The sequence below is a fragment of the Thainema salinarum CENA647 genome (assembly GCF_057732415.1).
This window is the reverse complement of record NZ_JBYJZJ010000022.1, coordinates 3,761,820-3,784,862: the sequence shown is the minus strand read 5'-3', so window position 1 is coordinate 3,784,862 and position 23,043 is coordinate 3,761,820. Positions and strand designations below refer to the sequence as shown.

General features: G+C 48.7%; 22 protein-coding genes and 1 pseudogene. 12 read left to right on the top strand and 11 right to left on the bottom strand.

Translation table 11 applies throughout. The annotated features are described in order from the left end of the window. Positions 1-468: 468 nt before the first annotated feature. On the bottom strand, positions 469-1,467 hold the full coding sequence (locus AC286M_RS23445; protein WP_488206690.1) for a hypothetical protein: 999 nt from the start codon (positions 1,465-1,467) through the stop codon (positions 469-471). A 71-nt stretch (positions 1,468-1,538) separates the two neighbouring features. After that, positions 1,539-2,117 carry a Uma2 family endonuclease gene (locus AC286M_RS23440; RefSeq protein ID WP_488206689.1) on the bottom strand — a complete coding sequence of 193 codons (579 nt, stop codon included), beginning with the start codon at positions 2,115-2,117 and terminating at the stop codon, positions 1,539-1,541. A 520-nt stretch (positions 2,118-2,637) separates the two neighbouring features. Here AC286M_RS23440 and AC286M_RS23435 point away from each other — a divergent pair. The 4 genes and pseudogenes from AC286M_RS23435 (at position 2,638) to AC286M_RS23420 (ending at position 7,928) form a co-directional block, all read left to right on the top strand. Then, positions 2,638-4,509, top strand: coding sequence for a sensor histidine kinase (locus tag AC286M_RS23435; protein ID WP_488206688.1), 1,872 nt, complete (start codon positions 2,638-2,640; stop codon positions 4,507-4,509). 188 nt (positions 4,510-4,697) lie between these two features. After that, positions 4,698-6,021: pseudogene (locus tag AC286M_RS23430) on the top strand (IS701 family transposase). A 166-nt stretch (positions 6,022-6,187) separates the two neighbouring features. Continuing rightward, positions 6,188-6,829 (top strand): beta-carboxysome protein CcmP, encoded by a 642-nt coding sequence (ccmP, locus tag AC286M_RS23425; protein ID WP_488206687.1) that lies wholly within the window; start codon positions 6,188-6,190, stop codon positions 6,827-6,829. Between the two features lie 244 nt (positions 6,830-7,073). Continuing rightward, the gene (locus AC286M_RS23420) at positions 7,074-7,928 is read left to right on the top strand and encodes a pentapeptide repeat-containing protein (protein WP_488206686.1); all 855 of its coding nucleotides are present in this window, start codon (positions 7,074-7,076) and stop codon (positions 7,926-7,928) included. A gap of 321 nt (positions 7,929-8,249) precedes the next feature. Here the strand turns inward: AC286M_RS23420 and AC286M_RS23415 are convergent, their stop codons facing one another. Then, positions 8,250-8,801 carry a GAF domain-containing protein gene (locus AC286M_RS23415; protein WP_488206685.1) on the bottom strand — a complete coding sequence of 184 codons (552 nt, stop codon included), beginning with the start codon at positions 8,799-8,801 and terminating at the stop codon, positions 8,250-8,252. A 420-nt stretch (positions 8,802-9,221) separates the two neighbouring features. On the opposite strand from AC286M_RS23415, the gene hslO reads away from it, so the two are divergent. Together hslO and AC286M_RS23405 are read left to right on the top strand one after the other, a co-directional pair. Further along, the gene (gene hslO, locus AC286M_RS23410) at positions 9,222-10,124 is read left to right on the top strand and encodes an Hsp33 family molecular chaperone HslO (RefSeq protein ID WP_488206684.1); all 903 of its coding nucleotides are present in this window, start codon (positions 9,222-9,224) and stop codon (positions 10,122-10,124) included. A gap of 197 nt (positions 10,125-10,321) precedes the next feature. After that, entirely contained in the window at positions 10,322-11,368 is a 1,047-nt protein-coding gene (locus AC286M_RS23405) for a hypothetical protein (RefSeq protein WP_488206683.1), read from the top strand. Here AC286M_RS23405 and AC286M_RS23400 read toward each other — a convergent pair. Next, a complete protein-coding gene (locus AC286M_RS23400; RefSeq protein WP_488206682.1) occupies positions 11,365-12,678 on the bottom strand; it encodes a four-carbon acid sugar kinase family protein in 1,314 nt (437 codons plus the stop codon). The genes AC286M_RS23405 and AC286M_RS23400 overlap by 4 nt on opposite strands. A gap of 124 nt (positions 12,679-12,802) precedes the next feature. Here AC286M_RS23400 and AC286M_RS23395 point away from each other — a divergent pair, with 124 nt between their 5' ends. Both AC286M_RS23395 and AC286M_RS23390 read left to right on the top strand, forming a co-directional pair. Beyond that, a complete protein-coding gene (locus AC286M_RS23395) occupies positions 12,803-13,837 on the top strand; it encodes an AraC family transcriptional regulator (protein ID WP_488206681.1) in 1,035 nt (344 codons plus the stop codon). A gap of 135 nt (positions 13,838-13,972) precedes the next feature. Next, positions 13,973-14,839: an NAD(P)H-binding protein gene (locus AC286M_RS23390; protein WP_488206680.1), complete on the top strand. Its 867-nt coding sequence runs from the start codon at positions 13,973-13,975 to the stop codon at positions 14,837-14,839. A gap of 75 nt (positions 14,840-14,914) precedes the next feature. Here the strand turns inward: AC286M_RS23390 and AC286M_RS23385 are convergent, their stop codons facing one another. Beyond that, complete coding sequence (locus AC286M_RS23385) at positions 14,915-15,157, bottom strand: DUF2283 domain-containing protein (protein WP_488206679.1); 243 nt, start codon at positions 15,155-15,157, stop codon at positions 14,915-14,917. 239 nt (positions 15,158-15,396) lie between these two features. On the opposite strand from AC286M_RS23385, the gene AC286M_RS23380 reads away from it, so the two are divergent. Together AC286M_RS23380 and AC286M_RS23375 are read left to right on the top strand one after the other, a co-directional pair. Then, positions 15,397-16,500: an AAA family ATPase gene (locus tag AC286M_RS23380; RefSeq protein ID WP_488206678.1), complete on the top strand. Its 1,104-nt coding sequence runs from the start codon at positions 15,397-15,399 to the stop codon at positions 16,498-16,500. Beyond that, positions 16,497-16,988: a hypothetical protein gene (locus tag AC286M_RS23375; RefSeq protein ID WP_488206677.1), complete on the top strand. Its 492-nt coding sequence runs from the start codon at positions 16,497-16,499 to the stop codon at positions 16,986-16,988. Before AC286M_RS23380 ends, AC286M_RS23375 begins: the two co-directional genes overlap by 4 nt. A gap of 184 nt (positions 16,989-17,172) precedes the next feature. On the opposite strand, the gene AC286M_RS23370 is transcribed toward AC286M_RS23375, so the two are convergent. After that, the gene (locus AC286M_RS23370) at positions 17,173-17,880 is read right to left on the bottom strand and encodes a hypothetical protein (RefSeq protein WP_488206676.1); all 708 of its coding nucleotides are present in this window, start codon (positions 17,878-17,880) and stop codon (positions 17,173-17,175) included. Positions 17,881-18,307: 427 nt separating this feature from the next. Between AC286M_RS23370 and AC286M_RS23365 the strand changes: the two genes are divergently transcribed. After that, positions 18,308-18,508, top strand: a complete 201-nt coding sequence (locus tag AC286M_RS23365; RefSeq protein WP_488206675.1) for a hypothetical protein — start codon at positions 18,308-18,310, stop codon at positions 18,506-18,508. Positions 18,509-18,671: 163 nt separating this feature from the next. On the opposite strand, the gene AC286M_RS23360 is transcribed toward AC286M_RS23365, so the two are convergent. The 5 genes from AC286M_RS23360 to AC286M_RS23340 form a co-directional block, all read right to left on the bottom strand. Continuing rightward, positions 18,672-18,887 (bottom strand): hypothetical protein, encoded by a 216-nt coding sequence (locus AC286M_RS23360; RefSeq protein ID WP_488206674.1) that lies wholly within the window; start codon positions 18,885-18,887, stop codon positions 18,672-18,674. A 6-nt stretch (positions 18,888-18,893) separates the two neighbouring features. Then, the gene (locus AC286M_RS23355) at positions 18,894-19,370 is read right to left on the bottom strand and encodes a phage virion morphogenesis protein (RefSeq protein ID WP_488206673.1); all 477 of its coding nucleotides are present in this window, start codon (positions 19,368-19,370) and stop codon (positions 18,894-18,896) included. 179 nt (positions 19,371-19,549) lie between these two features. Next, entirely contained in the window at positions 19,550-20,440 is an 891-nt protein-coding gene (locus AC286M_RS23350; protein WP_488206672.1) for a hypothetical protein, read from the bottom strand. A 147-nt stretch (positions 20,441-20,587) separates the two neighbouring features. Beyond that, complete coding sequence (locus AC286M_RS23345; RefSeq protein ID WP_488206671.1) at positions 20,588-20,755, bottom strand: hypothetical protein; 168 nt, start codon at positions 20,753-20,755, stop codon at positions 20,588-20,590. Between the two features lie 238 nt (positions 20,756-20,993). After that, entirely contained in the window at positions 20,994-21,569 is a 576-nt protein-coding gene (locus AC286M_RS23340; protein WP_488206670.1) for an XRE family transcriptional regulator, read from the bottom strand. A gap of 214 nt (positions 21,570-21,783) precedes the next feature. Between AC286M_RS23340 and AC286M_RS23335 the strand changes: the two genes are divergently transcribed. Then, entirely contained in the window at positions 21,784-22,983 is a 1,200-nt protein-coding gene (locus AC286M_RS23335; protein WP_488203413.1) for an IS4 family transposase, read from the top strand. The last annotated feature ends 60 nt before the right edge of the window (positions 22,984-23,043 follow it).

Genomic DNA, 23,043 nt, shown 5'->3' with positions numbered 1-23,043 from the left:
CTCAGCTTCTGCTATAACGCGGTTCGTGCCTAGCACGACCGCGATTTTCTTTCGCTCTTTAGTCTAAACTCCAGTCAAAGATGTAAGTATTCCAAAAGATATGTTCACATATATTTCTTTCAGTGCTATTTTTTGCTTTTTAGTAAAATTTTTTCTGCTTAAAATCTCATAAACCAGAACTAGTAGATTGAATAGTAGTCCGGCGAATAGTGAAAGTGATGTGACTATAGCATTTGTTATTTCATCAGTTATAAAAACTTTGAATAGGATTAGTATAAAAGCAGATATCAAAGGAAATATAAAAAACAAAAAGATGTCGGGCCAATGGATTTTTTCATTCCGGCTGTTTTTAATGTGGATATATGCTCGGTTATTATACTTAATATATTTATCTTGGTGAACATGATTTTGTTCCCGATCGATCAACCTTGTATGGCATAACTTCAGCTATAAAAAATAAGCAATGGTTTATTCATTGTATAAGAGATTTAGAATCTCTTCTAAATAGTCAAAAGATACATTTTTGATACTGTCTAGCTTAGGGTTTCCATCATTGTCGCGTACAACAGAATCAGTTACATCGATGTAGTTTCTTACTTTGCGAAAATTCCCTAAATCTAAAGTTCGTATATTTCCATTTTTTTCTACTTCAAGCTTGACTGTATCATAAGAAAAATTAAAATCTCTTAGCTCTACCAAGCTTTCAAGCTCTGTTTTCTTATTAAAGTAACTTGTAACGCGCTCCTTCAACGGGATGCTGTGCGCAGACAAGGAAACTTCGATACTTCCCAAAACTTCTTTGTGATCACCATCTAGCCCATCAAATCTGTCAGTAGGAGCAAGATACTTTACACATCTTAGCTTTTTAATTGTGCCTTTTTCCAGTATTTTTTTGATCAAATTATTTGTTACTAAGGTATTTATTTCTACTCCGTATCCTGGATGTCTTTTCCTAAAATACCTTTCAAAAAATGTCCCCATATTTGTTGTTATGCCGTGCTTTCCAAGTCGCTGAAGTATTACAATGCCTTCGTTTCTATTCGCAGGAAGGGAGAACAAAAAGAAAAATGGAAGAACATCAGCGTCATTTTCTTTTCTTTTGTATGAGACTGAATCTGTATCTATATCTTTCAGATTGCTAGTCAATCCATATATTCCTGATTCCATTACTCCAGAAATAGTTCTTTTTTGAGTATCTATCTCAAGATCTGTTATCTTCAAATACTTTTTCTGCTGATCATCCTTGAATCCATCTCTAATCTCTGTTAAAAAACGATTTAACGTATTAAATACATCGTCACATCCGTTGAAGCAATTTGTTTTTCTAAAAGACAGCTTTCGATTGGAACCCTTTCCTTCGAATTTTCCTACTCTTAGGGTGTGACTAGACAAAAATATCTGCATTTTTCTGATTTGAGGAATAACTAAAGCTATAAAATTTATTTCTTGAGCAAATTTCAGCAACAAAGATTTTTAAAGTGTGCAAGCTTTATTTGCAGCCTATAATACAAGCATGAACATGCAAAATTGAAAAGTGTTCATGTCTTTGTAAAAAAATTAATTGATTTGCTGAAATTGTGTAAGATAGCCTCTCCTGATAGACTGCTTGGCAACTGTTGGATCTCTTTACTTTGTCCCAGCCGATACATTTCAATCTGTTGCTGTTGTGGATTAATCAACCAGCCTAACTTCACACCTGCATCCAAATATTCTTGCATTTTGGCCTGTAGCGTTGCCAAATCATCTGTTTCAGATCGGAGTTCAATTACAAAATCAGGGGCAATGGGCGGAAACTTGTGGCGCTGTTCAGGGGAGAGTGCTTCCCAGCGTTCTTTTTGCACCCAAGCCACATCGGGTGAACGACTCCCCCCGTTCGGTAACTTGAATACCGTTGACGAGCTAAACACATAGCCAAGACCAGTTTGTCGATTCCAAATCACCAGGTCTGCAATGAAATCCGCTTCGCGATTTCCGCTTTCTCCACCCACTGGCGGCATGATGACAAGTTCTCCTTGGGGAGTACGCTCAAACTGAAGGTCTTGATTATCCTGGCAAAGCTGATAAAACTGCTCATCTGTGAGATGAACCGTGTCAAGTTTGAGGGTGAGTGGACTCATAACCATTGCACTGCCCTTGATTTGACGTGCTGTACTTACATCTTGCACCAAAAATCATTGCCTGAATACCATTACCTCACATCTTGCACCAAAACCCAGAAGGGTTGTTTTGCCGCCGCATCGCGGCGGCAAAACAACCCTTCTGGGTTCTCAAAGTGCAAGGTGCAAGATATGAGACTACCAAATTAGAAAGGTGCGAGGGATAATCCCGTTGGTTCGGCCATTGGGAAACTCTGAGACCGTTTAACCATTGCCGATCAAATATAGCCTTTCCTGGGCTGCTGAGGTACAGGTTATTTTTTAGAAGCCGCGCGGAGCGCGGCTTCTAAAAAATAACTCCCCCTTTATTAGCGCAAGAAGCGCTATATACTTCTAAAGTGAAAAATTGCGATCGCAGCTAAAGTTTCGATGAAGCGCGGCATAAATTGGGAACTATAAGCCAAAGTACGTATTACTAGGAATTCATGTTGTGACTCGGTTCAATGTTCTCTCAAACCTGAGTACGCGTCGTAACGGTGTCATGAACCGATGGCTTGCCGATCTCCGCACTGGTAAGGTGCTACTCTTCAATGCACTGACAGTCATTGTGCTACATGTTGTCGGTGTTTTCGCGTTTCAGTTTGTCACCGTTAACGACGTGACACCAGTTTGGCCAATGTCAGGAATTTCACTGGCAGCCTTGCTGATTAGTCGGTTTCGGCTATTGCCAGGAGTCATTATTGGCTATTGGGTGCTCGATGCTCACCTATATGAAAGCTGGTCAATCGGCATGGTGATGGGCATGGGTGAGATTTTGGAAGCGGTGATTGCTGCCCTGCTCATCCTGCGCTGGAATGGTCGTCGTGACCCGCTCTACAACGTTCGTTCTACCTTTTTATTTGCGATCGCAGTTAGCCTTGCCCCCATTTTGAATGCCACCCTGGGTACCTCGCTGCTCTACTTTAGGGGTTCTGTTCCAGCAGCCGACTACATTTCCGTATGGCGCACCTGGTGGACGGCTGATACGGTTGGCTTTTTAGTGTTTGCCCCATTTTTACTGTCGTGGCGACACGGGGTTAAAGGCATCCATAGTACACTGCCCAAAATCGGCGAACTCCTTCTTCTAGTTGGGTTGACGACCTTCATCTCGTGGCAAACCTTTGGGATGAGCCATCCGCTAGAGTACATGTTTTTGTTGCCGATGGTGTGGGCCGCGTTTCGATTTGGGCAGCGGGGTTCAACCTTGCTGGTTGTTTGCTTGTCTTTGGTGTCAATATTTGCGACGGCGCAGGATGTTGGGATCTTCGCCGCCAATGCTCCCTCGGAGGCAATGGTGCTGTTGCAGTCCTTCGTGGGAGTCGTTAGCTTAACGATCTTGATTGTGCTGTCAACGATTAATCAGCAAGAAATTGCAGAACAGCGGCTTAAACAGGCGAATGAACTATTGGAAAGCCGCGTGGCAGAGCGTACGGCTGAGCTATCGCAAACCCTAATTGATTTGCAGAAAATGCAGACTCAATTGGTGCAAACCGAAAAAATGTCCAGTCTAGGCCAGTTAGTCGCGGGCGTCGCTCACGAAATTAATAATCCAGTGAACTTTATTCACGGCAATTTAGCGCATACCGAAGAGTATGCCCACAGCTTGCTAGATCTGGTTGATCTCTATCAGCAGTACTATCCTGAAGCTGAACCCGCGATTCAAATTGCCATTGAAACCAGCGATTTGCCGTTCCTCAGGCAAGATTTTCCCAAGATCTTACAGTCGATGCGGGTAGGAGCCGAGCGGATTCGGGAAATCGTCAAGTCTCTGCGCAACTTCTCGCGTTTGGATGAAGCTGAATTTAAAGCGGTGGATATCCATGAGGGATTAGATAGCACGCTCATGATCCTACAAAATCGCTTGAAGAAAACGGTTGAGCGCCCAGATTTGGAGGTCGTCAAAAGCTACAGCAAGTTGCCTCGGGTGGAGTGCTATCCCGGTCAGCTCAATCAGGTGTTTATGAATATTTTGTCGAATGCCATTGATGCTTTGGATAGCTGCGATCGCATGAGCGATGCTAACGCTACCCCAACCCAGCCGGGCACAATTTCTATCTCGACTGAGCTGAGCAATCCTGATTGGGTGACGATTCGTATTGCGGATAACGGCCCTGGTATGGCGGAGGACGTGCGCTCCAAACTCTTCGATCCGTTCTTTACCACCAAGCCAATTGGTAAAGGAACGGGCTTAGGATTGTCAATCAGCTACCAAATTGTGACTGAGAAGCATCACGGTAAACTACTTTGCCACTCCACACTGGGTCAGGGTACTGAGTTTGTGCTTGAGATTCCGGTTCATCAGGCGTTCAAACCCATGCAGCGGATAGTGCATTCAACGGAGGCAACCTCTGCTGCGACCTCTGCTACAGCCTAGTGGTTTATCAACCCTCAAAACTTAAAGCGATAGCGATAGCCATCTTGGTTATGACGTTATTGTGGCGCAGCATCACCGCGCCACAATAACGTCTGTGTCCTAACGGAGCTGGCTACAGCTATATCGCTCTTCAATGACTCTAGGCAGAGATAAATTAGAGTAAAAGGGCTGAATGGTAGAGAGAATCAATGGTAGCTCCCCGACAAGCCAAGCCAACCGTCCGGTTCATTGATGAATATTGTGACTATTACCAAGACTTGTTTGCAGAAGTCAGAAGCTTTGAAGCCTTTAAGCATCTGCATGTCGGGATGATATCGGAAGTCAAGCGTAAGTCGCTACCAACCATTGCTAAGGTTACAGGACTACCCAATGCTCAGTCATTACAACAGTTTTTAGTCAGCTCACCTTGGCAGGCTAAAGACCTCAGGCAACGACGCATTGAGCTGATTTTAGGTCTCTTAAGGGGGACAAAAATTGATCCTAGTCATTGATGAAACGGGCGACCGCAAAAAGGGACAGACCACCGACTATGTGAAACGACAGTACATCGGCAACTTAGGTAAGATCGAAAACGGCATTGTTTCGGTGGATGCTTATGGGGTAATTGACAATTTGACCTTCCCGTTAAGTTTTAGAATTTACAAGCCGAAAGAGCGATTAAAAGCAGGAGACTCTCATCACACCAAACCCGAAATTGCGGCAGCAATGGTTCAAGAACTCTGTGAATTGGGATTTCAGTTTGAACTTGTTTTGGCCGATAGTGCCTATGGAGAAAGCGGCAGCAGCTTTGTGCGGACATTACATCAATTAAAGCTCCCGTATGTGTTGGCTATTCGCTCAAACCATGCGGTGCTCTTGCCCAAAGAGCAACGGGTCAGAAGCAATCGCTGGCGTCAGTATCAGCGAACATTGAGTGATGGTCGTTGTGAAACTCGCTTCATTCGAGAGATTATTTATGGCCAACGTCGTTCCCAGCGCTACTGGGAATTGACAACGGATCCACAAACGTTACCTAGCGCGTCAACCTGGATGGTGATGACGTGGGTTAAGGACATTTCTTACCACCAGGTTGGAGACCTCTATGGTCTAAGAAATTGGGTGGAATATGGTCTCAAGCAAAGCAAAAATGAACTGGGCTGGGCGGACTTTCGCGTCACCGACTATGCTGTAATTGAAAAGTGGTGGGAAGTCGTGATGAGTGCCTATTTGATGGTCACCTTAAACACCCCCCCGATGCGTCCTCAGGGGGCGATTCCACCGGAACAGGATGACTCGATTGTGGTGTCTTCGTTCACGCAGCATTCAGATTGGAATATGGGCAACGGATGGAAGAACTGGCTCAATAACCTACGGTTAATTCTCTTGCCTTGGGTGAGTTCAAATCGTTTACAACCTTGGCTGGACGTGTTTCCGATTCCCGAACTGGCGCGAGGTTTTCAGATGCTCATCCGGCTCATGAATCAATTTCGGGGAGTTCCAACTACAATCCTACAAAATATTTCCTCTGCCTAGAGTCATTGAAGAGCGATATTGGGGCAGGCGGTTTAATATATGGCAGGGGATATATTGAATCCCGGTCAGTTTTTTGAGACTGTACTATGGGGGAGTTTCACATATCCGCTGATCAAAATGTGCGATCGCACATTTCGAATTCAGCACTCACACGGAGACATCAGTTTTGGGCGTCGATCTGCGCAGTTACGTTTTCATTGACAGCTTGCAGCGGCAGCATGCCGCCTACATGGGCACAGTATCTATCGGCTTTTTGCCACTACCAGGCGATTCTTCGCTGTGGATTGAGATTTCTCCTGGCATCGAAATTAATCGCATTACGGATGTAGCTCTTAAATCCAACAATGTGCGTCCCGGTGTGCAGATGGTGGAACGTCTGTACGGGCTGCTAGAGATTCACTCGTCACGCCAAGGTGATGTGCGCAGCGCGGGCTATGCCATTTTGGATGCCTTAGGTGTTAATGAAGATGATCGGCTCAAACCCCAGGTCATGTCGAGCCAGATTATTCGCAATATCGACGCGCACCAAGCCCAGATGGTGAACCGTACTCGCCGAGGTCATATGCTGCTGGCAGGCGAATCTCTGTACGTGATGGAAGTGCAGCCTGCGGCCTATGCGGCTCTCGCGGCAAATGAAGCCGAAAAAGCGGCGCTGATTAATATTTTGCAGGTGAGTGCAATCGGTAGTTTTGGCCGACTATATTTAGGTGGAGAAGAACGCGACATCATTACGGCGTCTCAAGCGGTGCTCACGGCGATGGAAAGTGTCCGAGGGCGCAGTCCATCTATTGACAATGCCAATGAGTAGTTCTTGCCTCTGAGCATTTTCAAGGCTTTTCGGAGGTTTTCCGTGTTCTAGCCGACGTGACCATTGCGATGAGAATGACTGTGAGAAACGATTGTGAAAAACGATTGTGAAAAACGACAAAAACCGTCTATTCAGGACAAAATCTCCCAAGGAGGATTCAGCATTACGAATGAATCAGGAATAATATGAGATTGAGATAAATACGACGGTCTGACACCAGAATGAGGTAAGCTACGGCGAATTAATGGCGAACACGGAACACTTAATGCAGCTCAGACGCGGCAGTGCTCAATGGACAGCATGGCTGAATCGGCATGACCGAATTGAACCCGATTTTAGTGAAGCGAGCTTGCAGGCGTTCAATCTGAAAGGTGTTCGTTTGGAGCGAGCGAATCTGCGTGCTGCCAATTTGGTGGAAGCTGATTTAGAGTCAGCCCATCTGAGTCAGGCCAACTTAAGCAGCGCATTACTCCAGCGTGCTTTGCTGGTCGATGCAGATTTACAGCAGGCGCAGTTAGTAGGCGCGGATTTGCGCGGAGCGAATCTAGCTGGCGTGGATTTGCGGGGGGCCAATCTGATTGGGGCAGACTTACGTGGCGTCAATCTAGTTGAGGCTAATTTGACGGGGGCTAATTTAATTGGCACTGATTTGCGAGAGGCCAATTTGCAGGCTGCCAATTTTAGCGAGGCGACACTGCAGCGCGCTAATTTAGCTTGGGCACATGGCGTAGATGCAACCTTCAATCAGGCTGACCTGACCCGCGCCAATCTTTACCACGCGGAGCTACAGGGAGCTTATTTCTATCGCACCAAGCTGCACCAAGCCAACTGCAATGCGGCGCATCTCAGCCGGGTTTATTTATTAGAAGCAAATTTAGTTTATGTCTCTTTTCGTCAGGCAACGCTGCGATGGGCTATTCTAATGGGAGCGGATTTGAGTTTTGCAAATCTTACCGCTGCCAATTTAAGGGGTGCTAATCTGCGTCAGGCAAACCTACAAAATGCCAATTTAATGGCTGCCAATCTACGGGGTGCAACGTTAACTAAGGCCAATTTTCAGGGTGCGCGAATGCCTGATGATTTTCAGGTGTTGGACTGATGGACTGAATTCATTAGATTGAATCGGTTGTTGAGGTTTGTCTGGTATTTGTGCAATTGTTTGTGCGATCGCGATTTCCAAATCGCGGCTTAAGACGTTAGAACTAGAAAAGTCAGAAGTCAACGACTTCCCCCTACCATGCATCTCAGGCTAAATCTGGCTGTAACGATCCCAGACTGGTTTTGTGAATGATGCGCTATGCGTACCATTTGCAAGCAGCGAAATGGATTGTCGTAGGCGGATTTAGCATTACTGATGATCGGCTAGAGCTGAGTGATGGTAGCAAATGACCCAATGTGTCAGGGTGCATTTACTCCAGATTTATGGTGCGGGACTATGTTGTTTAACATAGTCAACTACAAGGGGTGTAATTTGCTCGATGGTGAACAGGATCACCGAGCGGTCATACTGGGTCCAGTGGCGCGGCTGGTGGAAGACGCAGGGCTGCAGTACGCCCCATAGTCCCTGATCGTCCCCTTCAGCTCGATAAATATGACCATGAATCAGTGCCCGATGGCCATAATGCTGGCGCTCGTACTCAAGATTGACGACATCTGGATGAGCGGTTTCAACGTCATCCACAAAAATAGAAGGTTCACCCCGCAGCGAAGCGGCAAATAGCGGGTCACAATCTTCCAACTCTGCCGGATTTTCTTTGAGCCAATCTTCAGTCACATCTGGTAGGGTTTCATCCTGCCGCCAACAGTAGGCATGACGCGCCCAGCGGGTTTCAGGATGGCGAACATATAAAAAACAGCGATCGCACTGGAGGGTATGCACCAAGGCTGGCATCAGTTCTGTAAACACCTCATCCGGGCGACGGTGCATTTGCAAAATGTGCTTGAGATTATCCGGCAGTTCAATGTAGGACATGAGCATTCAGTTTGCATGACTCCGCCTGAATCCGCTCATAAAACCAGTTCTGTCTTTTGTTAAAGGCAGGCCAAACCTGTCCCATGCAACTTGTTCCAGGCAAACTGTTCCACGCAAAGTAGGTCTGAGACACAAAGTAGGTCTGAGATTTTATAACCGGATTGCATATCAGCAGTGTAACAGGTGACATGGCAAGGCGGCATAGATACCAATCACTGGTATAGAGGATGCCAAAGGTGCGAGGGAGAAAGTGCGATAGAAAAAGTGCGATAGAAAAAGTGCGATCGCAGGTCGTGTACCGATCGGGATTTGCGCCATCGGATTTTGCCTTGCGAACGTGATCTCGACTTTACAATAGAAAAGATTGTGAACCAATTTGTAACGTAACGTATTTGCAAACGTAAGGATCTAGGTCATTGCATGGCAGATCAATTGATTCGAGCAACAGCCGCAGACGGGGGGATTCGGGCCGTTGGCGTGATTACCACTCGCCTGACTGAAGAAGCCAGGCAGCGCCACCAATTGTCCTACGTTGCCACCGCAGCACTAGGACGAACCATGTCGGCGGGACTTTTGTTGGCCTCAAATATGAAGCGGCCCGAATCTCGCGTCAATATTCGAGTTCGGGGTGACGGCCCGCTGGGCGGCATCCTAATTGATGCGGGACTGGACGGGACAGTGCGGGGCTACGTTGATAATCCCTACATCGAGCTGCCGCCTAATCCACAGGGCAAACTAGATGTGGGGGGCGCAGTCGGTCGCGACGGATATGTCTATGTCGTGCGGGATGTTGGCTACGGTTATCCCTATTCCAGCACGGTAGAGTTAGTGTCTGGTGAAATTGGGGATGATTTAACCCATTACTTAGTGACATCCGAACAAACGCCATCGGCACTGCTGCTAGGCGTATTTGTGAGCGAGCAGGGTGTGACTGCTGCTGGAGGTCTACTGCTACAGGTGATGCCCAAAGCAGCCCGAGATGACGTGCTAGTTGAGTTACTAGAATCTCGGTTGAGCCAACTGTCAGGCTTTACGCCGCTTTTACGAGCGGGTAAAACCCTATCGCAGATTATGGAAGACCTCTTAGGCGATATGGGACTGGAGATTCTGCCGGAATCTCAGCTTGTCCGCTTTAACTGTCGCTGTTCCCGTTCTCGTATGATGGGGGCATTAAAGATACTGGGCGCAGATGAGCTGCAAGACATGATTGAAAAGGATGATGGGGCAGAGGCCACCTGCCAGTTTTGTAATGAGGTTTATCATGCGTCCAGTGATGATTTAGCGAGTTTAATTGAGGATTTGCAAGCTGAATCGTCTCGATAGTCCTCGTCTGCTCCGCTTATGCGCCTCTTAATGCCTTTTTAAGCCCTCTTGATGCAATATATGTCCTGCGTATGTGACCTGTATGCGGCGCGTTCAGGTCACATACACTAAAATTGGTTTTTACGAACAGACTTGGTGTTCAGCGTAGACCAGCATAGAGTTTAGTGATGCAGCAGCATGATTCTGGTGAACTGCCGATGTCTTCCGCGGCCTCTTCCCAAGAGTCCAGCCATTCGACTGATTTGCGTTTATCGGCCCGTCGGACTCTTTGGCAAAGTGTGGGACTCTATCGGCGGCAGGTGAGAATCTGCTTGCGCCAATCGCTCCAGGCGTCGGCCTGGTTGCTGTTGCCCATGTTAGTCGGGCTAGCTGGGCTTAGAGCGTATCAGCAGATGGATGCGATCGCACTTTGGCAGTGGCTAGTGGGAATTGTTGTTGGCTTTGTGGGGATTGCTGGTTACTGTATTGGTTCGGGTCAACTGAGCCGCTGGGCGTGGCTATACCTACAGCCTAAACTAGCAGTGGATGTTGCCAGTTCGACTGAATTACCTCCAGTTCCAGCCGATTTAGCCCCAAAGCAGGCTGGCCTGGGCAAGCTGTCTTGGCGCAAGCGAATTGAGTTTGGTCTACTGGCTCTCAAGCTCAGCGGTATTTCGGCGGGTGTGCTGATGCTGGCCTATAGCGGACTCAGTTTGCTGGTGACGGCGCTGTATTTTATCTTGACGCTGAGTACAGGATTAGCTGCGATCGCGGCGGTTCAGTTTCCGCCCGCCACTGTGCAGCACACAGCCGTGATGGCTATCGTGCTGATTCTGCTGCTCTTTACGATTGGCACAGTCTGGATTAGTCTGCGCTTTTTGCTGCATTTCTTTTTGGCTGAATCCATCCTGGTAATTAAACCGATCGCGACGGCGGGCAGTAGCCTGCGCCAGAGCTGGCGGCTGACGCGGCGATCTACCCGCCTACTGTTGCGTTTGGCGGCTTTGATTTGGCTGTTGACCGTGCCGTTACAGGTGCCTGCCCAGTTCGTGAGCTGGCTGCTGATTGTTAAACTCGGGCAGGGGCTGATACCGGAACCGTCCCACTGGCTGCTGCAATGGTTGGCGGTTGGAATGGGCGGCTGGCTGGTAGGTTGGCTATCGCTGCCGCTGTGGCAAATTGCCAAAGCGTACCTGTACCAACACTGGCGCAATCACCAGAAGCTGCAAGATTTGCAGGCGGAGCAGCAGTGGTGGCAAGTCTAGCTGAGCCGCTGATACACCGTTGCTAGTGCTTGATCGTCACCCACGTTACCGGGGAATAGAACAACAGGTAGATCGGGAAACTGGGCGTGATCGGCTGGAGTGCGCACCACTGAGCAACCGGGAATGATCTGTCCCAACAGACGAGCTGACTGGAGCGCCAGTCCGGTGCTGAGCGTATCGTTGGACGTGATGCCGCCTTTACTAATCAGGAAGCCGATGTCGCTGGGCAACCCGCGCAGGATATCCATCAGTAAGCGCGAAACCGCTACGCCAAAGTCCAAGCGAGTCTGCACATTGTCGAAGGTCAGCTCTTTACGGCTGGTGTAGATTACGGGCGTTTTGCCCGCTTGATAGGCGGTTTCAACTTGCGATAAGACAGACTGGAGCAGTTGCGATCGCACCTCCTCGGTTGGATGCACAAGCTGAGCTACATCCACTTCAATTCCTTCCGTTCCGGTTTCTGCTAATAGCGGCTGTAGCTGCTGTGTCGTCTTTTGCACATGGGAACCGACCAGTACGACACCGGGTTTGCCCTGGCGGGTGTACTGAGCCATATCCTCTGACTTGACGGGCTGGGGCGGCAGGGCGGCGAGGGCAGTCAAAATGCTGGCGGCACTGCGAAACAGGAATTTTTTACCCTGGGCGGCAGCTTGGAGCGCATCGGCAGCAAACTGATCTAAATCCGCTTGCGTTTCGCCATCGACGGCAACGCAGACATTGCCCTGGAGCTGCATCAGCCGCGCTTGAGTCCCCTGGCGAATATCGCTGAGCGCGAACCGCTCCACCTGATCGGCGCTAATCCGACCGCTGGTTTTCTCTTCCACGTAATCGGGCAAATACGCAGTGCTGTAGCCAAAGACGGAATCCTTAGCAAACTCGGTTTCATGCGTCGGCACGGGCTTACCATCCACCATCAGGTAGTGGGTGCTGTCGCGGGTAATGCGGCCCCCTTCAAAGAAAGCGGGGATCAAGAAATGGGCATCAAATGGCCCCAGTTCTTCTGCGATCGCATCGGTTTCTACTGGATAGTGCCCGCGCAGCGTGGAGTCGGAGCGGCTGACAACCAGGTAATCTTCAATGCCAACATCTGCGATCGCAGTTTTTAGGTTATGACAAACGTCTCGCGTGACGCTGTCGGCCTGTGCGGGCGTTAATGAGCGGGTATTGGTCAGAATGAAAAAGATGGGCGATTCATCCAGCAAACCCAGCTTCAGCGTGTCTACGTCCCAGCGCATGAGGAGTAAACAGCTATGCACGGTTTGCGATCCGGTGGGATCATCATCCAGCACGATAATTTTGGGTTTTGTCATCGCCACTCTCCCTTAAATCTGCCAGCATTTAGCCTACCGGGGATTGAGGGGTTGATGCAATGGAATATTAGAATTCTGCTGTAGGAAACTATTCAGATCTGCGATCGCACGTCGGCAAAGTACTATGTCTAGAACACGTGACATGAGGGGACAAATAACCTCGCTGTTCATTCGAAAAGTCATTGGAGTAGTTGACGATAATATCGATCAGGATGCCGTATTGCGTTCAGTAGGCATCGAGCCGGATAGTCCGATTGATCCCTCGCAGATGGTGTCTGACGCAGACTACTATGCTTTTCTGGAACGGATTGCGGCAGCCGAGCGCAATGCCACGACTCTGCCATTGAGAGCGGGTGAAGCAATGCGCTGTGATGATTATGGCGCTTTTGGCCTAGCCTGGAAGTCAGCGACTAATTTGCAGGGCTCTTATGAGCGTGCGGAACGCTATGCCCGTGTGCTGACGAGCGTTTCAACCTATGAGCTGGAGATGACAGAACAAGGAGCATTCATGCATCTGCATCGCGTGGGTGAGCGGCGTCTGGGTATGCGGCTTTCCAATGAAGCCACCATCGCGAGCATCGCCTCAATTAGTCAACAAGTTTCCACCCAAGAGTTTCAACCGCTGGCCGTTTACTTTAAGCATGCAGCGCCAGAGTCGATTGTTGATCACGAAGCCTATTTTGGCTGCCCCATTCATTTTGGTGCAGACAGAGATGCGCTCTTGGTTTCACGTGAAACGCTGCAAACGCCAAATCAGCTTGGTGACGAGAGCATTTCCCAGTTTTTCGATACTCATCTTGCGGCTGAACTATCTAAGTTGGAAGATAACGGCTCGCTCGACCAACAGGTTCGAATTCACGTTTCTCGATCTTTGAGTGAGGGTGTACCCGCCATCTCCGATGTAGCAGGACACTTTGGCATGAGTGGACGAACGTTGCAACGCAGGCTGTCAAATTTGGGCTACTCCTATCAAGCTCTGGTTGATGAGGCACGGCGTCAGTTATCCGAACGTCTTCTACAGCAAACTGACTATTCACTGGTTGAAATTGCCTTCCTGACAGGCTTCTCTGAGCAAAGCGCTTTTACGCGAGCCTTTAAACGCTGGGCAGGACAAACGCCGCGCTCGTTCCGCATCAGCCCCCACGCGAAACCCGATTGATTTAAGATTGCCCATTGAGATTGGCACATTAAAAGTTGGCGCGTAGTGTCAAAACTTCGGCAGCGGCTGTCAAGAAATATCTCGGTCAGACTTTCTATAGTTGGTTTGCAGTTAACCCACAGGTCAAAGCAAGCCATGAATATGCTTCAACATCAAACCCAAACTCCGATGGGACTTACCCTCGTCCTTGGCGGCACCGGCAAGACTGGCCGCAGGATTGCCGCTCAACTGGAGGCGAAGGGCGTGTCAATTCGGATCGGTTCGCGTTCAGCTTCGCCAGCTTTTGATTGGCATCAAGAAGCTGGCTGGGACGCCTGCCTGGAAGATGTGAAAGCTGTCTATATCAACTACGTCCCGGATTTGGCTGTCCCTGGTGCGACCGACACCATTCAGGCATTTGTTGACCGAGCCAAATATCACGGAGTCGAGCGTCTGGTGCTGTTGTCTGGTCGGGGTGAAGCAGAGGCACAAGCTTGTGAACGGATTGTGCAAGAGAGCGGTGTTGACTGGACGATCGTCCGGGCTAGCTGGTTCAACCAAAACTTTTCAGAGGGTGCATTTCTCGACATGGTCACAGCAGGTCAAATTACACTTCCGGCAGGCGATATTCCAGAGCCATTTGTCGATGTGAACGACATTGCTGAAGTCGTTGTTGCGGCGCTAACCGAATCTGGACATGCCAGAGAGGTCTATGAGGTTACGGGTCCACGCCTGATGACTTTTGCTGATATCGCCACTGAGCTGTCAAACGCTACGGGACGTGAGATCGCTTATGTTCAAATTCCACACGAAGCTTTTGTCGCTGGCGTCAAGGCATCCGGTGCGCCACAAGAGATGGTTTGGATACTGGATTATCTTTTCTCCACCGTGCTCGATGGCCGCAACGCCTACCTCACGGATGGGATTCAGCGTGCATTGGGACGTCCACCCAAGGATTTTGCTGATTATGCCAGAGAGGTTGCTGCCACAGGATTATGGCACGAGGCCACTGTAACCGTTTGATGTCCGTATTAGTGTCGATAGATTAGCTAGAAGTGCGATCGCACTTCTAGCTGTAATGAGATCGCGCTTCTTGGCCTAGCGTTGACTCGCATGAAGAATAGTCAGGCCAACAATGGCTTCAGCTTCGTTGTACCGAATAACAATGTCGTCGTCGGTCAACTCGCTGTCGTCAGCAGATTGAGGTGGGTTTTGAAAGTCGATATAGAGCACATCGGCTTCAGCGTCGTAAACGATAAAGAAGGGCTGCTTGGGCAAGTCATGTAAGAGGGGCAAGAATTTGAGATACGTTTGAGCCTCTTGATAGTTCGCTAGGGCCATATCTGCTGCCTCCGATTGAGTGAATTGATCCGACGTGTTGAGAAAGCAGAAACACTTGCTGGTCAGTAAATATTTAGGCGTTAGCTGTATTGCATTTCTACCAGCCCGATTTCTTTATATGGGAGATACGGTCGCAATTCTCACTATATATAGCTTCGCTTGAAGCTGCCAATAGTGTAAATTTGTGAGAATAGGTTAATCAAGAATCTTGATTTCTCAAAACTCGGGGTTACTTTGCTATGCTCCAAAGGCTGTATGTGCATAATTTTAGATGCCTGGAGAATTTTGAATTTTCCCTCAAGGAAATGTCATCCGCGCTTTTAATTGGAAGAAATGGTGTGGGCAAGTCAACCATTGCTAGTTCACTAGAGCTATTTCAGAGCATTGGTCGAGGTGTCAATAGAGTTGGGCAACTGGTTCAACCCAAAGACTTTTCCCCTAACAGGTCTAACATCCCAATTCGATTTGAAATAGAGGTACTCATTGAAAACAAATTGTACAAGTATGTGCTTGCATTAGAGTTACCAGAAGGGTTTAGAGAACTTCGGGTATTTGAAGAACAATTATTAGTCTCAGGAGAGCCAGTTTACTCTAGGAAAGAAGCCCAAGTCACTCTTACTTCACGAAGTCGAGAGGCCCAGTTCTTAGTTGATTGGCATCTTATTGCTCTTCCAGTAATTCAGGAACAATCGGAAACTGACCCGCTCCGTATCTTTAGAACTTGGCTTGCGCAAATGATTATCCTAGCTCCAATTCCAAGCCTGATAACTGGAGACTCTAACGGTGAAACATTGGAGCCAAAGCGAGATGGTTCAAATTTTGGAGAATGGTTCTCAGGGTTACTGAGCCGTTATCCTGCTGCTTATAAAGAGGTAGACAAATACCTACAGGCAGTAATGCCTGATATGAGCGATATTCAAAATGAGCTAGTTGGTAAAGACTTCAAGAGCATGATCGTCAGGTTTGAAAAGAATAATGTAGACTTGACTATTGAATTTAAGGATTTATCTGACGGAGAGAAATGCTTTTTCCTTTGTGCTGTTGTCCTAGCTGCCAACAAATATTATGGCCCGCTTTTTTGCTTTTGGGATGAGCCTGATAATTATCTTTCTTTATCAGAGGTTGGACATTTTGTTATTTCTCTAAGGCGCTCTTTCAAAAAGAGCGGGCAACTTTTAGCAACCTCACATAATGAGGAGGCTATTCGAAAATTCTCGAGTGAAAACACTTTTTTACTTGATCGGAAAAGCCATCTAGAACCAACTTTGATCCGATCACTGAGTGAAGTATCTATTAGCGGCGATCTTATAGATAACTTGATCCTTGGTGATGCAGAATTATGAGCGTTAATAAGTACTTGCCGCATATTCTTGTTTTGCCTGAAGATGAAGCTAATTCAGACATAGCCAACGGTTTTTTGCTCCATCCACAACTTAATGAACGAACAATTCAGGTTTTGCCACCTGCTGGTGGCTGGAATGCAGCAGTAGAAAAATTTAAGCGGGACTACGTATCTAAAATGCGGCAGTACTCAGACAGATGGATGGTTCTGCTGATTGACTTCGATACACAAGATGGACGATTTGAGCATATATGTCAACAAATTCCGGATGATTTAAAAGATAGGGTGTTTATCCTAGGTGTTTCAGATGAGCCAGAAGTCTTGAGAAAGAGTCTTCAAAAGAGCTTTGAATCAATTGGAGAGGCTTTGGCAGCTAATTGTGCTGCCAATACCAATGAATTATGGGAGCATGATCTTCTCAAACGGAACAAACCTGAGTTGGAGCGTATGGTTTCTTCTGTAAAGCCATTTCTTTTTGATCGAGGTTAATGAAAAACTTCACCTAATCTCTAAAGGGCATTAGCTTGCGGAGTATCGCTATGATCTATCTAGCAAAGCGTATGTACTCTTAGGCCGCTAAGAGTTTATCTGTAGCATTAAAAGCTATCTACAGTGGGGGGATAGACAACATTAGCGCGATCGTACTTCTCACAGCGTCATTTCCATCATCAGATTAGGGATCTTGCTTTAATCGATCTTGTTGTTGGAGCGATCGCATTTCGTTTTGCACACTGACGGCAACTTCTAGCGCTTCATTCAAAATTCTGCCTTGGGCGTTCACTTCGTCTGAAACTTGCAGAACCGATAGCGATGTGAGGTTATGCGAAAACAGATCGGTATTGCGGGCGATAAAGCGATGATTTTCCCGCAGAATTCGTTCCGTCTTCAAAGCCCGTGCCAGGTCAGAGCGCGTCGTCCAGAGCGTGGCAATCACCCGATTACGATCCGTTAGCGCCACATCCGGATTACCCGCCGCTTCGATTTGGTCATTAATATCAATTGCCCGAATCACGGCATTGTAGCGCTCCACATCTTCCAGTAATCGCACCAGCGCAGGCGAGCTGCTGCGGAGAATCCGAATCAGCCGAATCACCACGGCTAAGCTAAATGACGTTGCGATCGCAATTAGCCACACCCAAATATTGACCCCTTCCAGTTCAATTTGGCTCAAATTACTGAGTCCCTGAAAGCCAATGCCGAACCCAAATAATCCAATCAGCATCAGGCCCAGCACTTCCGGCAGTTGGCGCATCAAAAACTGCGATCGCTGATCCGGTTGTCGCAGCATAGAGCGCTGCCAAACCTGGCCTCTACCCACTCCGGTTAACTTACGAACCTCACCCGGAGTGAGTTCTAGGCCCTGCAAATCTGGTTTCATCATGGCGTTTCGGATGGTGCGTTGGCAGTGTTGGATGTCAGGCTTGAGATGTGAAGGTGACAGTCTTGAGATCGGAATGAGTTGGAACCAGGATCAATAACTTGAGCAAGGTATAGATCAGGCATTCTCTCTGACAATGGGCAGCCAATGGGCTTGTCATATTCTAGATCGACTGAAATTTAGCTACGACTATAATCAATCCCCAGCTTGAACAGCCAGAAGCCGACTGGCTTAGCGCTAGCAAACGGCCCAAAATCCTCTCGAATAGGGCGATTCGAGGAGCAAGGCGCAAGTTTAACAAATAGCTGCGGTATTAGACGCTGTTTATTGCGGAAGGTTTCAGTTGCTATCTTTTCTGCCGCTGGAAGGAAAGAGGTAAGGCAAACGAGTATCCTCTAGGGGCATGGATTGTGAGGTTAAGCCGCTGATAATGGTCAATAGCAAGCCTGATTCGCTCAACTCGGCTGAATTGGGTGACGATACAACGGGTGTCATAATCTCACCAGTCTTTGACTCACTAACCTTCATGATTGAGTTAGAGGCAGTATCAGATGACTTCCATATCGATCAAGGGGGCATTGTGAAACGTCAGGTAGTTTTAGATCCAGATTTCGGCTCAAACTTGACGTGACTCGCTCGCACTTGAGAAAACGCAAGGGTTTTGGGCGTTCTCAATAAGGGGGGTAGTCGTTTCAATAGTCGTTTAGTTTTGGATCTCGTGACGGGATTGCGTCATTTAGTTTTGGATCGTGGGTGGGTTTTGGCGGGGTGCGGGTGTGCCAATTTTACAGAACTTAATCGAGTGAGTCTTGGATGTTGCGATTTTGTGACTCGATTTTTTTGGCGTGGTTGCGGTAGCGAGATGCGATTTGTTCGAGGACTAGGGCGGCGGTGAGGTAGGTGTGGGCGGAGTGATCGCGTAGGAGCTGGAGATCGATGAGGCGATCGACGGATTGCATGGCGGCTTTGAATTCGTCGGGTGTGATGTGGTCGGAAGAGAATGATGTCATGGTGAGTTAGCCGCTCCAGGCGCGGTCGAGGTAGTCGAGGATGATTTGGGTGATTTCGGCGCGGTCTTCGGGGTTAAGGTTGGGGTCGATTAGGAACGGTCTCGCGGGGATGCGAGCGGAACCGCCTCGGCCTGCGTTGCCGCCGAGCTGGTGGATGGGTGCGTAGATTCGGTTGGTGCCGACGGTGACGCTGGAGCTGCTGGCGCTGTAGGTGATGGAGGCGAAGAGGTCGCCGAACTGACGGAGCTTGCGGTTGTTGATGCCGCGACGTTGGCGCTGTTTGCGGAGGATGGTGGAGGGTGCCCAGTCTGCCCAAGGGGAGCCATCAGGGCCGACTTCGTTGTCGAATTGTTCTTTGGTGCGGAGGACGCCATATTCGCCGATGGCTTTCATTGCGCCTGTGAGATCGGTGGTGGCGTTGCGGAGCCGATCGAGGGCGGCTTGGAGGGCGGCGTCTTCTACGGTGATTTCGACTGAGGCCATGTGGGGAGGGGGATAGAGGGAAGGGCGCTGACTGCGTTCCTGACGTTTCTATGAAGAGTGCGCCCGTTTTCTAATGATACAGCTATACTATTTGGAAGCGTCATTTCACGTCACTCAAATCTCTGAAACGACTAGAAAGCCCTGCCAGTGTGGAGACTGGCAGGGCTTTTTTGTTTGAGTTATTTGTCTTTGAGCCAGCGGGTTACGGTGCTAGGGGAGGGGACTTTGTTGGCGGGGATGTGGTCGTAGAGGGCGCTGTGGACGTGGATGGCGGGTAGGTTGGGTTGGGCTTCGCGGATGTGGTTGATGGCGTCTTGGATGTCGGGGTTGGTGGCGATGATGCCTTTGCCTTTGCGGTGTAGGCCGTGCCGTTCGTCGATGCGATGGTTCCAGTTGAAGAGGGAGGATCGACCTACGCTGCTGATCGCCTGTGTGACCCAGTCGGGCATGGGGAGTTTGCGACTGTTGTAGAGCTGGCAGAACTGGGTATAGGCTTGGTTTTTGAGCAGTAGGGGGTTGGCGTCGTGATAGGCTTTGGCCTGCTGGAGGATGTATTTGCGGGCTTCGATGCGCTGGGCAGATGCAGTGGGAAGGGCGGGTGCTGTGGGCTTGGGTGGCTTGGGTTGGGGCGGTTGTGAGGTGATGCCCTGAATCCAGGTTTCAATACCGATGGCGGCGAATTTGGCGAGGCTATATTGAGCGGTTTCGTTGCCCTGAAAAGCGTAGTGCTGGATGATGAAGGCGCAAGCATCGGCTCGGATGATGCGAACTGTACCGCCTTGCTTAACGGTTTTGGTTATGGGGTTAATGCCTTGATTTTCTTGGGGTTCTAGCGATTTAACCCCTGTTTTGGTTATGGGGTTGGTTGCGAGGTCTATGTCCTGGTTTTTCAAGGGTCTTAGCCATTTTGAACCCGGTTTGGTTGCAAGGTTTTTGAGAAGTTTGGACATTGCTGGCTGTGAAACGCCGCAGAGGAGGGCGAGGCCGGAGACGGAGATGCCGGATTGGTTGGTGAGACGGTTGGTGAAGAATTCGATATCATTTTGAATGTGGCGAATGATGTCGCTCATGGCTGAGTCTCCTGTGGTTTAAGGGTTATGGTTCAGGGTGTCTGGGAGGGTGGAAGCTCCGCGAGGCACAATCAATTAATGATACACAAATACTAAAGCCCCCAACGCTGAGCGCTGGGGGCTTTTGAGTGTTGTGGGGTGTGGCGGTTAGTCGAATTTCTGAAGTTCTTCGTTGGCTTTGCGGACGCTTTCAATTGCGTCGCGGGTGTCGTCGTCGGCGCTGGTGATTTCGTAATAGGTGTTCCAGACGAGGAAGGCGGCGATCACTACGCCGAGGCCAGCTAGGCCGTATTGCATGGGTTTGGATAGCTGCATGGGGGTGGGTCTCCTGTGGATTTTATTTGATGGTAGTGTGCCCGACCTGGGCGGGGATGCAACAGGGGTTTGTTGAGAAACTGTCACATGTTTTGGGACGGTTTACTGTTCTTTACAAGTCCGATGAAAACGACATAACTAAGGGAGAAAACGACATTTTTTTGGAAAACGACGCACAAAACGACGCACAAAACGACGCACAAAACGACATCCGGTATCAGTACGCGAGTATCAAAAATCACAATGGGCGTTTTACCCACGTAACTCTGCCAATGACCTCTAAGTGATCGGGCAGAGGGTTGAGAGAAATTGTCTGGCTTTCGTAGACAGAATTATCGGTTATGAGTTTCATGGTTTGACCAAAGTTGCGTTGGAGTCGGCGAACGATTTCAACGTCTCCAAGTCTCAGGCAATAGATTCCTCCATTGATGTGTTCAATATTTGAGTCAGTTGGATCGACACCGTACTCCTCACGCGGGTTGATTGTCGGTGCCATGCTGTCATCCCACATTTGCTTAATCAACTCTGGTCTTACACTCCGGTAGGTTGCAGGCTGGTCACGCGCACGGCTGGGCGCAACTGTCTTTGGTGGTTCACCTCTGCCACTGGCTAACCATTCCAAAGAAACGTTGCCAGCATCCGCTAGAGCGATGAGTGCAGGACGGCGAGGTTCACTTTTGCCGTTGAGATATTGGCTTAGAACACTTCCAGAGATGCCAGCCAGCGTTGAAAATTCACGTTGGTTTAAATCCCCCATAGTGTACCGAAGCCTTGCGGGGAAGTCGTTTAGGAGATGCAGATTGTCTTGACTCATTTGGGTTCATGCTCGGAGTCAGAGATTCGGCAATCCTAAGAATTTCTGATTAACGTTGACAGATTAGGATTACCGAATTACTCTTAGGGTGTACTTGTTTAACTCCCCTATCTAACCGGGTGACAAGCGAGTTCAGAACCAAGGTGGACAAAGCTTTGAGAGAATAACAGAGGCAAAGAAATAGGGAGCCTTGAGCAGACTCCCCCAACCAAATATGTTTCCTGCATTCTACCAAACCACCCTCCAAGCTCATCTGAGCGACCCGCAGTATTTGACCCTGCAGCTCTTGTTATGTTTGCTACAGGCCCATCGTCAGGTCAAACTGTCAGTTTTAGCCAGTGTCTTTCCTCAACCGATTCAATATGGCAGTCGAAAACGGAACTTACAGCGGTTTTTAGTCTTGCCTCAACTGAGGGTCAAACTGCTGTGGTTTCCGCTGGTGAAATACTGGATTCGGCAAGAGCAAACCGGACGGGGATTGAATCGATCCCAACGCCGCCGCCTCAAACAACTGAAGCATCAAAAGTATGGCTACTGGATTCTGGCGATTGACCGCACTCAGTGGAAAGGGCGAAATATCTTCATGGTCTCTCTGATCTGGGGCACCCATGCCCTGCCCCTGTATTGGGAGGTCTTAAAGCAAAGCGGCAACAGCGACCTTCGGACTCAAAAACGACTGCTAAAAGCCGTTTTCCCCCTGTTGAAATCCTACCCCGTCTTAGTGCTTGGAGACCGAGAGTTCCATAGTCCAAAACTAGCTAAATGGCTAGACTCCAGGGGCATCATGTTTGCCTTGCGGCAGAAGAAAGACCTTCATTTTCAAGTGAGTGTGCAACAGGAGTATACCGTGGTGAAAGACTTGGGCATTCAACCCGGCATGAGACAGTTCTATCGGGGCATCTTGGCCAACAAAGGCGATGGGTTGGGTCCCTTTAATTTGGCGATCTATTGGAAACGAAGCTATCGTAACAAAGGCCCGAAAGACCCCTGGTATATTCTCACCAATCTGCCTAATTTGAAGCAGGCCATTGAGATCTATCGCTGTCGCTGGGGCATTGAGCAGCTCTTCAAGGACTGTAAGACTGGGGGCTACAACTTAGAGGACACCAAGGTCAATGAACCCCGATTTTTAGCCTTGCTCTTACTCATTGCGATCGCGTACAGTTTGGCCACCCTACAGGGGCAATGGATGCGGCAACTCCGCATTGACCACTATGCTGGACGTATTCAAAAACACCAAGATAAAACCTTGCGACACAGTGAGTTCAGCTTGGCTCTCTATGGGCAACGGTGGACGTATGGGATGGAACTGTGGGCCAATCAAGCGTTTCAGTTGATGGCGCTCAAACCCCACAAACGCCTCTATTTTCAGCGGGGTCTCCGTGCCCTATCCTTGATGCAGCAAGCTATCTAGCTATGTTGTCACCCTTTCAGCTCCCCTATAGTAATACTCCATCCTTTTCGAAAGGAATTA